At 63.9% G+C, this 14,489-nt stretch carries 12 protein-coding genes and 1 pseudogene; 7 read left to right on the top strand and 6 right to left on the bottom strand.

Annotation, left to right across the window (positions count from 1 at the left end):
• Nucleotides 1-128 precede the first annotated feature (128 nt).
• Together ABID59_RS37205 and dusA are read left to right on the top strand one after the other, a co-directional pair.
• Nucleotides 129-614: a DEAD/DEAH box helicase gene (locus ABID59_RS37205; RefSeq protein WP_354086647.1), complete on the top strand. Its 486-nt coding sequence runs from the start codon at nt 129-131 to the stop codon at nt 612-614.
• Nucleotides 615-903: 289 nt separating this feature from the next.
• Nucleotides 904-1,890: a tRNA dihydrouridine(20/20a) synthase DusA gene (gene dusA, locus ABID59_RS37200; RefSeq protein WP_354086646.1), complete on the top strand. Its 987-nt coding sequence runs from the start codon at nt 904-906 to the stop codon at nt 1,888-1,890.
• A 72-nt stretch (nt 1,891-1,962) separates the two neighbouring features.
• On the opposite strand, the gene ABID59_RS37195 is transcribed toward dusA, so the two are convergent.
• The 6 genes and pseudogenes from ABID59_RS37195 to ABID59_RS37170 all read right to left on the bottom strand — a co-directional run.
• Nucleotides 1,963-2,625: an outer membrane protein gene (locus ABID59_RS37195; RefSeq protein ID WP_187435169.1), complete on the bottom strand. Its 663-nt coding sequence runs from the start codon at nt 2,623-2,625 to the stop codon at nt 1,963-1,965.
• Nucleotides 2,626-2,813: 188 nt separating this feature from the next.
• The gene (locus tag ABID59_RS37190; RefSeq protein ID WP_148753952.1) at nt 2,814-3,368 is read right to left on the bottom strand and encodes a TIGR02281 family clan AA aspartic protease; all 555 of its coding nucleotides are present in this window, start codon (nt 3,366-3,368) and stop codon (nt 2,814-2,816) included.
• A gap of 28 nt (nt 3,369-3,396) precedes the next feature.
• Entirely contained in the window at nt 3,397-3,600 is a 204-nt protein-coding gene (locus ABID59_RS37185; RefSeq protein ID WP_148753951.1) for a DUF1289 domain-containing protein, read from the bottom strand.
• A 44-nt stretch (nt 3,601-3,644) separates the two neighbouring features.
• Complete coding sequence (locus tag ABID59_RS37180; RefSeq protein WP_148753950.1) at nt 3,645-5,240, bottom strand: sensor histidine kinase; 1,596 nt, start codon at nt 5,238-5,240, stop codon at nt 3,645-3,647.
• Nucleotides 5,241-5,378: 138 nt separating this feature from the next.
• Nucleotides 5,379-6,656, bottom strand: a complete 1,278-nt coding sequence (gene nhaD, locus ABID59_RS37175; RefSeq protein ID WP_354086645.1) for a sodium:proton antiporter NhaD — start codon at nt 6,654-6,656, stop codon at nt 5,379-5,381.
• Between the two features lie 12 nt (nt 6,657-6,668).
• Nucleotides 6,669-7,565, bottom strand: a pseudogene (locus ABID59_RS37170) (NAD(P)-dependent oxidoreductase); the annotation flags it as partial.
• Nucleotides 7,566-7,845: 280 nt separating this feature from the next.
• Between ABID59_RS37170 and ABID59_RS37165 the strand changes: the two are divergent.
• The 5 genes from ABID59_RS37165 (at nt 7,846) to ABID59_RS37145 (ending at nt 14,287) form a co-directional block, all read left to right on the top strand.
• Nucleotides 7,846-8,988 carry an Mrp/NBP35 family ATP-binding protein gene (locus ABID59_RS37165; RefSeq protein WP_354086644.1) on the top strand — a complete coding sequence of 381 codons (1,143 nt, stop codon included), beginning with the start codon at nt 7,846-7,848 and terminating at the stop codon, nt 8,986-8,988.
• Nucleotides 8,989-9,182: 194 nt separating this feature from the next.
• Nucleotides 9,183-10,274, top strand: a complete 1,092-nt coding sequence (locus ABID59_RS37160) for a TRAP transporter substrate-binding protein (protein WP_148753946.1) — start codon at nt 9,183-9,185, stop codon at nt 10,272-10,274.
• A gap of 619 nt (nt 10,275-10,893) precedes the next feature.
• Complete coding sequence (locus tag ABID59_RS37155; protein WP_148753945.1) at nt 10,894-11,982, top strand: TRAP transporter substrate-binding protein; 1,089 nt, start codon at nt 10,894-10,896, stop codon at nt 11,980-11,982.
• Nucleotides 11,983-12,237: 255 nt separating this feature from the next.
• Nucleotides 12,238-12,912: a response regulator transcription factor gene (locus tag ABID59_RS37150; protein ID WP_148753957.1), complete on the top strand. Its 675-nt coding sequence runs from the start codon at nt 12,238-12,240 to the stop codon at nt 12,910-12,912.
• A gap of 1 nt (nt 12,913) precedes the next feature.
• Nucleotides 12,914-14,287, top strand: coding sequence for a sensor histidine kinase (locus ABID59_RS37145; protein ID WP_354086643.1), 1,374 nt, complete (start codon nt 12,914-12,916; stop codon nt 14,285-14,287).
• The last annotated feature ends 202 nt before the right edge of the window (nt 14,288-14,489 follow it).

Raw genomic sequence — 14,489 nt, 5'->3', positions numbered from 1 at the left:
CGTCAGCCTCACGGCTATCGCCAGCTGACCAGCCCGGCTCTCGCCGGCGAACGCGGTGATCCACCGCCAGCTACACCACGCTACGGGACACGATCGAAGCACGCAATGATCTCATATTTGATGACGTCTTGACTGCGCTGGAAGCGGGCCGTTCACCCGTCGTGATAACCGAGCGTACCGCCCATTTGGAGATCATCGCAAAGCGTCTTGAGCGTTTCGCAAAACATGTCGTCGTATTGCGCGGTGGGCAAAGCGAAAAGCAGCGCCGCGACATAGCCGCGCGGCTCGCTGCAATTCCCCAAGCCGAGGAACGTGTCATTGTCGCGACCGGACGTTATCTCGGCGAAGGTTTCGATGATTCCCGCCTCGACACCCTCTTTCTTACCATGCCAATTGCTTGGAAAGGTACCCTCGCTCAGTACGCCGGACGGTTGCATCGTCTCAACGACGTCAAGCGCGAGGTGATCATTTATGATTATGCCGACATGAGAGTGCCGGTCCTGGCCCGCATGGCTGCGAAACGCCGTGTTGGCTATCAGGCGATAGGTTACAAGGTGTTGGGTACGCGTGATCTGTTTTCTGATCGGGCGGTTACGCCGAACGAACCCACATAGGTCTCGCGCGCACCGCTGACCGGTCAGGCGTCTAAGTCACGGCAGTGCCATTCCCATTTCAAATTCGACGAGCTGGCGTAGCCAAAACACTTTGTCGAGGAGCGGTACTGCACGGGCATTTTTTTACTGCCGTGCAGTACCGGGCATGGTCGAAATAAGCGGAAATAATCGAGCGATCAGATTAAACCGTTGAAAAGAAAGGAGAATGCTTTAGCTCTAACGCTTCAGATTGTCCGTCGGACCAAAGTCGATTGGACCGACAGAGGTCGTAAAACTTAATGAAAACAACATGTTAGCTCACGTATTTTCCGTTGCCCCCATGATGGATTGGACAGACCGGCACTGCCGGGTGTTCCACCGACACCTGACACGGCGGGGGTTGCTCTATACGGAGATGCTGACCACCGGCGCCATCATTCATGGCGACCGGGAGCGGCTGCTCGGCTTCGACGCGACCGAGCATCCGGTGGCGCTACAGCTTGGCGGCTCGGATCCGCGCGACCTCGCTGAAGCCGCGCGGATCGGCGAGGGTTTTGGCTACGACGAGATCAATCTCAATGTGGGCTGCCCGTCCGATCGCGTGAAGGACGGACGCTTCGGCGCCTGTCTGATGGCGGAGCCGGAGCTCGTCGCGCGATGTGTCGAGGCGATGAAGCGCGCAGTCTCAATTCCCGTCACGGTGAAATGCCGCATTGGCATCGACGACCAGGATCCGGAAGTCGCGCTCGATACGTTGGCGCACGCGGTGGTCGCTGCGGGCTGCGACGCGCTGATCGTGCACGCCCGGAAGGCCTGGCTGAACGGTTTGTCGCCGAAGGAGAACCGCGACATCCCGCCGCTCGACTATGACCGCGTCTATCGGCTCAAGCGCGCGATGCCGGATGTGCCCGTCATCATCAACGGCGGCGTTCCGAGTATCGAGGAGGCGAAAGCGCATCTTGCGCATGTCGACGGCGTGATGCTCGGCCGTGCCGCCTATCAGGAGCCGTGGCGGCTGCTCTCGGTCGATCCCGAGCTGTTCGGCGAGGCGGCACCACATGCGACCATACAGGACGCGTTCGAGGCGATGATGCCCTACATCGAGGCGCAGCTCGCGCGCGGCACGCGACTGCATGCCATCACACGCCACTTCGTCGGTGCGTTCCACGCTGTGCCCGGCGCGCGCGCCTTCCGCCGCCATCTCGCCGAGCACGGTGTGAAGCCGGGCGCCGGCGTCGACGTCTTGCGTGATGCGATCGCGCGTGTTGGTGCACGCGCGCCGGCGGAGGCCGCCTAGCCACGAGAAAGAGCCGGATCGCAGAATCCGTCTCTCTCTCTCTCTCTCTCTCTCTCTCTCTCTCGATTATGCTCAGCGGAACAGGTCGAAATGGTAGTTCACGCCGACGCGGAAGCTGTGGAATTTCGCAGCGTTCCAATCCGGCAGGTCGTCGTGCTTGAACTCGGTGTAGAGATACTCGGCCTTGGCCGACCATTTCGGCAGGAACGCCCATTCCACGCCGCCGCCCGCGGTCCAGCCCATCTTCATCTTGTTGATCGGGCCGTCCTTCAATTCGCCGGCGGCAAGACCTGCGGTCCCGATGAACAGCAGCCGTGAATCCATCGTCGCGATGCCGGCGCGGGCGCGGCCGGTCATGTACCAGGGCAGGCTGATCGCGGCGCTGTTGATCGCGTCGTGGTTCTTGATGTCTCCGCCTTCGAAGTCGTTCTCGATGCCAACCACGAACATCGGCGAGAGCTGGTAGTTGTAGCCGATCTGCACACCACCGAGCGCGCCCTTGACCTTGCCGCCGCTCACCCCGACGAGATTGCTGAAGGCGTTGTCGCCGCTCTCGGCGTAGCCGGCGTTGAGACCGGCATAGAGGCCGGTCCAGGAATAGACAGGCTGCGGTGCCGTGTAGGCCGGCGCGGCGTAACGCGGCGACAGATCGGCTGCGCTGGCGCTGCCTGCGGCGAATGCCGCGGCAAAGGGCAGGGTGCGCATCGCGCGGCGTAAGGCGGCTCTGGTAGTCATCATTTTCAATCTCCCACTCGGCCGCCTCCGTCACGCAGAGCGGCGCACGTCCAACCCCGATCCGGGAACAGTTCCCTTATAAACCGACTAGACGGTTTGTAAATGGCGTAAATGCCACAGCTGTGGTCGTTCGGTGGATGGCTGACGGGTCTGTCGAAGTGATCGTGCGCGGACGGCGAGCGCCGCCCTTAATCGACCGCCGTCCGCGAGCGGCGGTGGCTGCTCTGGAGCTCCGGGTAGCCGGTGAGCATTAGCGTATCGGACCGCACGCCCCAGCTCTCCAGGCGGTCGAGGAAGCTCATGCCGAGCAGATTAGTCTTCATCTGCCCGCGCTGGACGACGAGGGCCGGCACCGATTTCTCGACGAGATGGCCGACGGAGAGACGGTCGATCGTGAGCCGCGCCGCCTTGGTGCGGCCGCCGGCGGTCTCGAGATCGACGTCATATTCGAGCATATCGAGTGGCAGCCCGATCGCTTTCGCGGTTTCCCAGGTCAGCACCACGGAGGTGGCGCCGGTATCGATCACCATGGGTGCGGCCACGCCGTTGATCTTGGCGCGCAGCGCGAACTCGCCGCCCTGGCCGCGTGGGATTTGCACGGCGGGGGCAGGCGTTGGCGTTTGCGCGCGAAAAATGTGCGAGACCTTGTGGCTCGCGCGCGCGATCTGGTCGGGATCGCCATAGGCGACCACGGCGCCGGCCGTGGCGGCGAGCGTGATGAGAACGAGCAGGAAGCGGATCATCGCGCGCCTCCGATGGCACGCTCACCGGTCAGGTGCGTTTCGACGATGCCGCGATCGGCTGCAGGCCGGCATCGGCCAGGCGCGCTGGCAACAGCGCCATCACTGAGAGCCGTTCCGCGCTCTCCATGGCGTGCCAGCGCGCGATCTCCGGCAATGTCCGGCCGCAGCCGAAGCACAGCTTGGTCCTGGGATCGATCATGCAGACGGCGACACACGGCGTTTCTTTGCTCATCCGGGCATAGTGAAGGATTGGCGGGCATGTCTGCAAGCATGTGTTTACGAGCCCGTGCCCGCGCTCATGATCGGCTTGTGCCGCGGCCGGCGCTTCTCGTCGGGCACCATGGCACTCTCCGGCTGGAGCGGCGGCGCATCCTCCGACAGCGGCGCGAGCGCGCTCATCACGCGCTCCGGCGGGAAGGTGACGATCACCTCGGTGCCGATGCGCAGCTTCGACTTCAGCGTGAACGTGCCGCCATGCAGATCGATCAGGTTCTTGGCGATGGGCAGACCGAGGCCCGCGCCTTGTTCGGCCGATTTGATCGAGTTGGAGCCCTGGCCGAACGAGGCGAGCACGACCGGGATCTCGTCCTCGGGGATGCCGGGACCGGAGTCCTTCACCGACAGATATTGGCCGCCCGAAGCGGTCCAGCCGGCCTTGAGCCAGATCTCGCCGCCTTGCGGGGTGAACTTGATCGAATTGGAGAGCAGGTTGAGCACGACCTGGCGGATCGCGCGCTCGTCGGCCCAAAGCCGCGGCATGGCGTGCTCGAACACCTCGTGGATGGTGATGCCGCGGCTGGATGCGCGCAGCTTCATCAGATGATGGCAGTCGGCGACGATTCCGACCAGCGACACCGCTTCCTCGTTCAATTCGTAGCGGCCGGCCTCGATCCGCGACAGATCGAGGATCTCGTTGATGAGGTTGAGCAGGTGCACGCCGGAATTATGGATGTCGGCGGAATATTCCTTGTAGACCGGAACCGCATGCGCGCCAAAGATCTCGCTCTTCATCACCTCGGAGAAGCCGAGAATGGCATTGAGCGGCGTGCGCAGCTCATGGCTCATCTGCGCAAGGAAGCGCGATTTGGCGACGTTGGCGGATTCGGCACGGTGGCGCGCCTCGTCGGAGATCGCCTTGGCCTGCTCAAGCTCGCCGATCAGCGCGTCCTTCTCGGCGCGCGCCTCGAGCGTAGCGAAGGTCGAGGAGTGCAGGCGATGTGCCAGCAGCACGAAATAGCCTTCGGCCGCGAGCGCGAGCCCGGCCAGGATATAGTTGTCGAGCGAACCGCTCATCGCAAAGCTCAACGCCATTGCGACAGCAACCGGCGCGGTGGCGGCAAGGGCCGCGATCGGCAGGTTGGCCGCCAACATGCTCGACACTGCGATCACCAGCAGCATCAGGAACATCATCAGCGATTCCGTGACCATGTCGAGCACGGGATGAATCAGGATCGCCATCCAGCACAGGCCGTAGAGCAGATCGAGCACGACAAAGCGTGTCCGCCAAGTACGCGTCGCCGCAGGTGAGGCAGGCTCGGCCAGGAAGCGGCGGCAGCTGCGGATCATCGCCCCGTGAAGGCAGATCATGCCGGCGGTCCAGGCCGCGGCCGGGATCGGCTGCATCCACAGTCCGAACAGCACGCCGGTGGCGACCACCAGCAGCAGCACGACATAGGAGGCGGACAGTCGCGTCTGGGCATATTGGCGCAACAGCTCGGCGTCGAAGGCCGGCCGGGTTCCGCTGGTCGACGTTAACTTATCGCGCGCCTCGCGCACCCGCTGCGACGCAGCCCTTCGGCTGCTCGCCGACGGAGCGCTGATTGGCTCGGCCGGAAGCTGCACAACTTCAGGCTTTTCAGCGGGGTTACTCATCAAGCAACAACGATTCCTGCCCACGTCGGACGCGGGCCTTCTGCATTGTCTATCTCTGGCAAGAAATCCTTAAGAGGTGACTTAAGGAGCTAAAGAATTACGTTAACCCGGCGTTAATTTGGATCCGGCAGTCGCCCCTCAATGCAGCCAGGCATGCTGCGCGACGTAGATCACGGCGCCGGCCAGATAGCCCGCAAGCGCGGGCACGGCGATGCGGCGGGCGTACCAGAGGAACTCGATCCGCTCGAGCCCCATGGCTGCAACGCCCGCGGCAGAGCCGATGATCAGGATCGAGCCGCCGGTGCCGGCGCAATAGGCGATGAACTCCCAGAGGAAGGTGTCCGGCGGGTAGTGGCCGAGGTCGTACATTCCCATGGTCGCTGCGACCAGCGGCACGTTGTCGATGATCGCACTGAGCAGGCCGAGCACGACGACGATGACGTCCTGGCGGCCGATGGTCGCCTCCAGCCATCGGGCCAGCATCGTCAGGAGGCCGGCATGCTCGAGGCAGGCGACCGCCAGCAGAATGCCGAGGAAGAACACGATCGAGCCCATGTCAATCCGGGTCAGCGCATGCGCGAGCGAGAGGGGACCGCGCACGTGCTCGTCCTTGTCGCGATGAACGACCTCGCCGACCAGCCAGACGATGCCGAGGCCGAGCAGCACGCCCATGAAGGGCGGCAGGTGCGTGACCGTCTTGAAGGCCGGCACCGCGATCAGCACGCCGAGCCCGAGATAGAACATCAGATTGCGCTCGAACCGGTCGACGGCGAGCAATCCGGTGTCCCTCGACGGTGCCGCGACGGTCTTGCCCCTGAGCGACAGGCTGATGAAGGCCAGCGGCACCAGCAGATTGACCAGGGAGGGCAGGAACACTACGCGCATGATGTTCAACGGCGTGATCTGTCCGCCGATCCACAGCATGGTCGTGGTGACGTCGCCGATCACGGTCCATGCGCCGCCGGCATTGGCGGCGATGACGATGAGGGAGGCGAACAGCAGGCGGTCCTCGCGTCTGGCGATGAGACGCTGGACCAGCGAAACCATGACGATGGTCGTGGTCAGGTTGTCCAGGATCGCGCTCAGGAAGAACGCCACGAAGCCAACCAGCCACATGAGTGTGACCTGGCTCGTGGTGTTGATGCGCGAGGTGATGACCTCGAAGCCGTCATGGGCGTCGATCACCTCGACGATGGTCATCGCGCCGATCAGGAAGAACACGATCTGCGCTGTGGAGGCGACCGATTCGTCGAGCTGATGGCTGACCAGCGCGTGATCGCCGATCCTGACCGCGTAGATCGTCCACAGCAGTCCCGCGCCGAGAAGCGCGGTTGCGGTCTTGCTGATCCCTAGGGGATGCTCGAACGCGATCGCCACATAGGTCAGGATGAAGATGGCGGCGATCGCTGTCAGCAAGGCAGTGTCAGGTCAGCGATTGAGGCGCGCGAGCAGGCTCGACGTATCCCAGCGCTTGCCGCCCATCTTCTCGACCTCGGCATAGAACTGGTCGACCAGCGCGGTCACCGGCAGATTGGCGCCGTTGCGGCGGGCTTCGGCCAGCGAGATCGAGAGGTCCTTGCGCATCCATTCGACCGCGAAGCCGAAATCGTACTTGTCGTCGTTCATGGTCTTGTAGCGGTTCTCCATCTGCCACGATTGCGCGGCGCCCTTGGAGATGGTCTCGATCACTGCGGCGACGTCGAGGCCACTCTTCTTGGCGAAATGGATACCCTCGGAGAGGCCCTGCACGAGGCCGGCGATGCAGATCTGGTTGACCATCTTGGTCAGCTGGCCGGAGCCTGCGGGCCCGAGCAGTTTGCACATCCGGGCGTAGGCGCCTGCGATGATCGGCTCGGCCCCGGCATAGGCGCCCTCGGTGCCGCCGCACATCACCGTCAACACGCCGTTCTCGGCACCGGCCTGGCCGCCGGAGACGGGAGCGTCGATGAACTTGAAGCCGGCCTTGGTCGCAGCCGCATCGAGCTCGCGCGCGACTTCGGCGGAAGCGGTGGTGTGATCGACGAAGGTCGCGCCCTTCTTCATGCCGGCAAAGGCGCCGTCTGCGCCGATCGCGACCGCGCGCAAATCGCTGTCGTTGCCGACGCAGCACATCACGAAATCCTGGCCCTCGGCCGCGGCCTTCGGGGTCGCCGCGGTGTTGCCGCCGAACTTGTCCGCCCACTCCTTCGCCTTGGCCGCGGTGCGGTTGTAGACGGTGACCTCATGGCCCCCTTTTTTCACGAGGTGTCCGGCCATGGGGAAGCCCATCACGCCGAGACCGAGGAAAGCGACTTTAGCCATGTGTGTGTCCGTAGCTTGAGTTTTACGGTTGCAGCCGGGCGAGGGACGCCAGCCGGGGTCCTGAGGTTCCGCTCTTGGGCGGACCGGGCGCACCATAAACCCTTGCGGCCGGAGGGCAACGGCTTCGTTTGGCGGCCTCCTGTGCTAGGATGGCGGACCTTAGGCAGCGGCTGGCTTCAAAGGGCATGAAATTCGACTCCTGCCAGGTGCCCGGGCCCGCCGAGATGGCTGACGATATCGGCAAGCAGTAGCCTTTTGGCCGTTTCCGCTCTAATGGGGCATCCTGAACTTTAGGAGATGCGCATTGAGCGTCACGCAGCAACAGGTTCTCGATAGCCTCGCCAGGATCAAGTCGCCCCGCGGGGTCGCGCTCACCAATGCCAATGTGCTGAGCGCGATCAGCGCGTCCGACGGCAAGGTGTTCTTCTCGATCAATGTCGATGCCGCCGAGGCGCGGGCCTGGGAATCCGTCCGTGCCGAAGCCGAGGCCGCCGTACGCAGCATTCCAGGCGTCACCACCGCGATGGTGGCGCTGACTGCCGAGCGCAAGGCCGGCGCCGCACCGCCACCGCCGCCAACCCCGAGCCGCGGCGCGCCCGGTGTGCAGCCGGTCCATGCCCACAAGCCGCCGCCGCAGGGCGGTGTCCAATCGCCGATGGCGCGGCAGTCCGAAATTCCGGGCGTGGCCGCCGTGATCGCGGTGGCCTCGGGCAAGGGCGGCGTCGGCAAATCGACCACCGCGCTCAACCTGGCATTGGGTCTGCGCGACCTCGGCCTCAAGGTCGGGCTGCTCGATGCCGACATCTACGGCCCGTCGATGCCGCGCCTGACCGGCCTGCACGAGAAGCCGGAGCTCGACGCCGAGCGCAAGATGATTCCGCTCCGGCGCTTCGGCCTCGCCATCATGTCGATCGGCTTCCTGGTCGAGGAAGAGACCGCGATGATCTGGCGCGGCCCGATGGTGATGTCGGCGGTGACGCAGATGCTGCGCGACGTCGCGTGGGGCACGCTCGACGTGCTCGTCGTCGACATGCCGCCGGGCACCGGCGATGCCCAGCTCACGCTGGCGCAGAACGTGCCGCTGAAGGGCGCCGTGATCGTCTCGACCCCGCAGGACCTGTCCCTGATCGATGCACGGCGCGGGCTTGCCATGTTCAAGAAGGTCAACGTGCCCGTGCTCGGCATCGTCGAGAACATGAGCTACTTCCAGTGTCCGCATTGCGGCACGAAATCCGATATCTTCGGCCATGGCGGGGCGCGCCACGAGGCCGAGAAGCTCGCAGTCCCGTTCCTGGGCGAAATCCCGCTGCACATGGCGATTCGCGCCAGCTCGGACGCCGGCAATCCGGTCGTGGACAGCGAGCCGGACGGCCCCCATGCGGCGATCTATCGCGCCATCGCGGGACAGGTCCGGGACCAGCTCAAGGGCGTCATCGCAGCCGCCTGAGCCGATTGTCCGGGGACATGCGACTTTCGTCGCCCCCCGTCATGCCATTGTCGCGTTCCGCGGCAGGGGCTTCCGTGTTAAAGGCCCACGGCAGCGAAGCCCCTTCGGTTCGACGCGGCCTACATCGCGTCGCCGGAATGAGCGGCAGCAAAGAGGAAGTTAGGGGAAAAGCCCCAACAAGGAGAGACCTGAAGATGAAGCGTCGTGATTTTCTGAAAGTGTCGGCGGCAGGTGCGGCGGCGACCGCCGCGGTGGCCTCGCCGGCGATTGCGCAGTCCTCGCCCGAGATCAAGTGGCGCCTGACTTCGAGCTTCCCGAAGTCGCTCGACACCATCTACGGCGGTGCCGAGCAGATGGCGAAGTACGTCGCCGAAATGACCGACAACAAGTTCCAGATCCAGGTCTTCCAGGCCGGTGAAATCGTTCCCGGCCTTCAGGCGCTGGATGCGACGCAGAAGGGCACCGTCGAGATGTGCCACACCGTGTCGTACTACTACGTCGGCAAGGATCCGACCTTCGCGATCTTCGCGTCGGTGCCCTTCGGCCTCAACGCGCGCCAGCAGAATTCCTGGCTGTACCAGGGCGGCGGCAACGAGCTCGCCAACGAGTTCTTCAAGAAGTCGAACGTGGTCGGCTTCCCCTGCGGCAACACCGGCACCCAGATGGGCGGCTGGTTCCGCAAGGAGATCAAGACGGTTGCCGATCTCTCCGGCCTGAAATTCCGCATCGGCGGCATCGCCGGTCAGGTGCTCCAGAAGGTCGGCGTGGTGCCGCAGCAGCTTGCCGGCGGCGACATCTATCCGTCGCTGGAAAAGGGCACCATCGACGCCGCCGAATGGGTCGGCCCCTACGATGACGAGAAGCTCGGCTTCGCCAAGGTCGCGAAGTACTACTACTATCCGGGCTTCTGGGAGGGCGGTCCGACCGTTCACGCCTTCGCCAATATCGACAAGTGGAACGAGCTGCCGAAGGCCTATCAGGCGATCCTCACCAACGCGACCGTCAACACCAACACCTGGATGGCCGCGCGCTACGACATGGTGAACCCGGGCGCGCTGAAGCGTCTGGTCGCCGGCGGCACCCAGCTTCGTCCCTTCACCAACGAGGTGCTCGAAGCCTGCCTCAAGGCCACCAACGAATTGTGGGCCGAGATCTCGGCCAAGAACCCCGACTTCAAGAAGTCGATCGACGCCATGCAGGCCTACCGCTCGGACGAGTACCTGTGGTGGCAGGTCGCCGAATACACCTACGACAGCTTCATGATCCGCTCGCGCACCCGCGGCTGATCCAAGCTCAAGCTGTCAGACTGAATCGCCCGGCCTCGTTCGCGAGGCCGGGCTTTTCATTGCCGCGGGCGCGGTGGCGACAGCGCATGCCGAACAAAAATCCGCAAAACAACCCCATGCACAGTAGAGGCGGGGTGATGGCATGTTGCCCGGTGGCGGCGGCCAACGGTTTGGCGGGGCGGGATAAATCGGAGGGAAGGGTAATCGGCGCGTAGTCGAAGTTAGTGCTGCGATTTGCCTGACGACGAATCCCGGGAACGACATCGGTGTTTGGCGCGCGTCTGTTCCCACGCCGTCATTGCGAGCGCAGCGAAGCAATCCAGAGTCCCTCCGCGGAAAGATTCTGGATTGCTTCGCTGCGCTCGCAATGACGCGTGGATGGAGTTGGGCTCAGCCCGAGCTTCGAAGCCATTTGACACGTCGGGCAAAACAGTGGCAAAAGGCGATCATCGTTTAATCCGAAATGATCGCGACCGTGTCCGCCTGACCCAGGAGAAGGCCGGCCCTTTTTCTTTTACCGCAGTGCGATCACAATGGAAATTGCGAGAGCGTTGCGCCATGCTGGCCGCCAAGCCTCGGCAAGAAGGCCCACAATCACCATCCATCAGGGCAGGAAACCATGAAGAGACGAGACTTCATCAAGGTCACAGGACTTGGTGCCGCCGGCGCCGCCACGCTCGCGGCGCCCGCGATCGCGCAGTCGATGCCGGAAATCAAATGGCGCATGCCGACGAGCTGGCCGAAATCGCTCGACACGCTCTACGGCGGCGCCGAGATGATGGCCAAGATGGTGGCCGAAGCCACCGACAACAAATTCCAGATCCAGACGTTTGCCGGCGGCGAAATCGTGCCCGGCCTTCAGGTGCTCGACGCCGTGCAGAACGGCACCTGCGAGATCGGCCATACGGCGTCCTATTACTATTTCGGCAAGGACCCGACCTTCACTTTCGGTTCGTCGGTGCCGTTCGGGCCAAACATGCGCATCAATCAGGCCTGGTACATGCTCGGCGGCGGCAAGGAAATCCTCAACGAGTTCTACAAGAAGTACAACGTCGTCTCGCTGCTCGCCGGCAATACCGGCTGCCAGATGGGCGGCTGGTTTCGCAAGGAGGTGAAGACGCCTCAGGACTTCAAAGGTCTGAAATTCCGCATCGGCGGATTTGCCGGCCGGGTCCTGCAGAAGCTCGGCGCGGTGCCGCAGCAGATCGCCGGCGGCGACATCTATCCGGCGCTGGAGAAGGGCACCATCGACGCTGCCGAATGGGTCGGCCCGTATGACGACGAGAAGCTCGGCTTCGTCAAAGTGGCGCCGCATTATTACTTCCCCGGCTGGTGGGAAGGCGGACCGATCCTGCTCGCCTTCGTTAATCAGGATAAGTGGAATGCGCTGCCGAAATACTACCAGAGCATTCTCGAGCAGGCAGGGCACTTTGCCAACAACTGGATGATGGCGAAGTACGATCAATCCAATCCGCAAGCGTTGCGCCGTTTGCTCGCCGCGGGCGCCAAGCTGCATCCGTTCTCGCCGGAGATCATGCAGGCCTCCTTCAAGGCGGCCAAGGAGCTGCATGCGGAGGTCTCGTCCACCAACGCGGACTTCAAGAAGGTGTACGAGTCGTTGACGGCCTTCTCGAACAACGGCTATCAGTGGTTCCAGGTCGCCGAAGTCGGCTACGACAACTTCATGGCGCGCAATTCGCAGAGCTGAGCGAAGCGCGTTCCCAGCTGACGAGCACGGCCCTGGAGCGAAAGCTCCGGGGCTTTGCCTTGTCGCGGCAATGTTCTATCAAGCATGGGGCGACTTCCGCAGCCGATACGCGTGGCTCGGGCTTACATGAACCTGACAGATGGACGAGCGGCCGGTCGGGTTGTTTTTCGCTGGCCGAGACGCCCGGAATGGTGGATGAGAGCGAGGGTGCGGCGCGAGCCGTGCGGCGACACCGGAACATCCGCCGGGAATATGATGCGTCTTCTGATCGTCGAAGATAATGTCGAGCTGTCGAAGCTCGTGGCCAGCGGGCTTTCGGCGGCCGGCTATGAGAGCGATATCGTGGGCAGCACCGCGGAGGCGCGCGAGGCGGTGCACAATGTCAGTTATGCCGCGATGATCCTCGATCTCGGCCTGCCCGACGGCGACGGCCTGTCGGTGTTGCGCGAACTGCGACGGCAGATGGAACCGCTGCCGGTGCTGGTGCTGACCGCACGCGGCGGCGTGCAGGATCGCGTCAACGGCCTGCGCAGCGGCGCCGACGATTACCTGGCAAAACCGTTCGCGATGGAGGAGCTGGTGGCGCGGCTGGAGGCGATTCTGCGTCGTCCGGGCCAGCTGCTCGGCCGCTCGCTGCATCTTGCCAATCTCGTCTACGATACCGAGAGCCGCCAGATCTTCATCGACGACAAGCCGCGCATCATCTCGTCGCGCGAGACCTCGGTGCTGGAGATCCTGCTGCGCCGGCAGGGGCGGGTGGTGCCGAAGAAGAACGTCGAGGATCACATCTTCGGGCTCGATGGCGAGGTCGCCTCGAATGCGGTCGAGGTGTACGTTTCCCGGCTGCGCAAGCAACTTGCCGAGCATGGCGCCAAGGTCGTGATCCACACCATCCGCGGCGTCGGCTACATGATGGCCGAGGAGAAATAGCGTGGCCGCCGGGTTGTTCGCCAGGCCGTCGTTCAAATCGCTGATCTCGCGCATCGTGTTCTTGCACATCATCGCGGTCGCGGTGGTCGCGATCTTCCTGCCGCTGGTCCTGTTCTGGCTCTTGAACTCCGAGATCGACCAGCTGCATCGCGCGGCGATGCGCGCCCAGGCCGAGACGCTGGCCGAGCGTATCGCGGTCCAGCCCGACGGCAGGGTGACATTCAATCTGCCCGACAGCCTGCGCGGCCTCTATTCGGAAGCCTATGGCCGCTACCAGTACGACATCCGCGATGCCGACGGCCGCGTCCTGTTCTCGTCGCACAAGAAGACCGGTGACGTGGAATCAGGGTCGATCTCCGGCGCCGACGTGTCCCAGACGATCGGCGACACCATTGTTCGCATTCAGGTCGCGGAAGACCTGTCGCATCGCGACGTCATCACCGACGACATCGTGTCCAACTTCTTCCGCCGGGTCGGCTGGATCACCATCCCCATTCTCCTGATCCTGCTCGCCATCGATATCATCATCTTCCGCCGCGCGATCGCGCCGTTGTGGATGGCCTCGGAGGAGGCCAGCAATATCGGCCCGTCGCGTACCGACATCCGCCTGCCGACGGAGCAGATTCCGCGCGAGATCATGCCGCTCGTCACCGCCGTCAACCGGGCGCTGGATCGTCTCGAGGACGGCTTTCGCGTGCAACGCCAGTTCACGGCCGACGCTGCGCATCAACTGCGCACGCCGCTTGCGATCCTGCGCACGCGGATCGAGACGCTCGGCAACAGTGCGGCGAGGCAAGCGCTGCATGACGACATCGAAGGCATGAGCCGGATCGTCGCTCAGCTCCTGGAGATCGCCGAGCTCGACACGCTGGTGCTCGATCCCGGCGAGACCGCGGATTTGCGCGCTGTCTGTGCGGAGGTGGTCGGCGCAATCGCGCCGCTCGCGATCGCGCAGCACAAGGACATCGCGCTCCGGGGCGCCGACGCGCCGGTGATGATCCACGGCAATTCCGAGATGCTCCAGCGCGCGGTCTTCAACCTCGCCGAAAACGCCATCAAGTTCACCGCGAAGGAGACCTCGGTCGACGTCGAGGTCGGCGACGATGGTTCGGTGCGCGTGCGCGATTGCGGTCCGGGCATCACGGAAGCCGAACGCGAGCTGATCTTCCAGCGCTTCTGGCGCAGGGATCGCCAGCGCAGCGACGGCGCGGGCCTCGGCCTTTCGATCGTGCGCGGCGTCGCCGACGATCACGCCGCCACGGTTGCGGTGGACAACCTCCCCGGCGGCGGCGCCGAATTCACGCTACGGTTCAGGCTGGCGGAGGAAGGATCCTTTCCCTCTCCCCTTGTGGGAGAGGGTGGCTCGTCGCGCTAGCGGCGAGACGGGTGAGGGGTTCTCTCCGCGAGTCCCTCTCGCAGTTGAATTCGCCGATAGAACCCCTCATCCGGCGCTTTGCGCCACCAAGGGGAGAAGGAAGAAGGGTGTCCAGACCGGATAGAGAGGTAACACAGTAGACCGGATGGATGGGTGACAGTTCTCTGTCGGCTGGGAGGATCAGCCGATGCCTTGGCGGGAG

The sequence above is a fragment of the Bradyrhizobium sp. S3.3.6 genome, from assembly GCF_040546905.1.
In the GTDB taxonomy this organism is placed as follows: Bacteria; Pseudomonadota; Alphaproteobacteria; order Rhizobiales; family Xanthobacteraceae; genus Bradyrhizobium; species Bradyrhizobium cytisi.
This window is presented reverse-complemented; position numbering and strand designations above follow the sequence as displayed.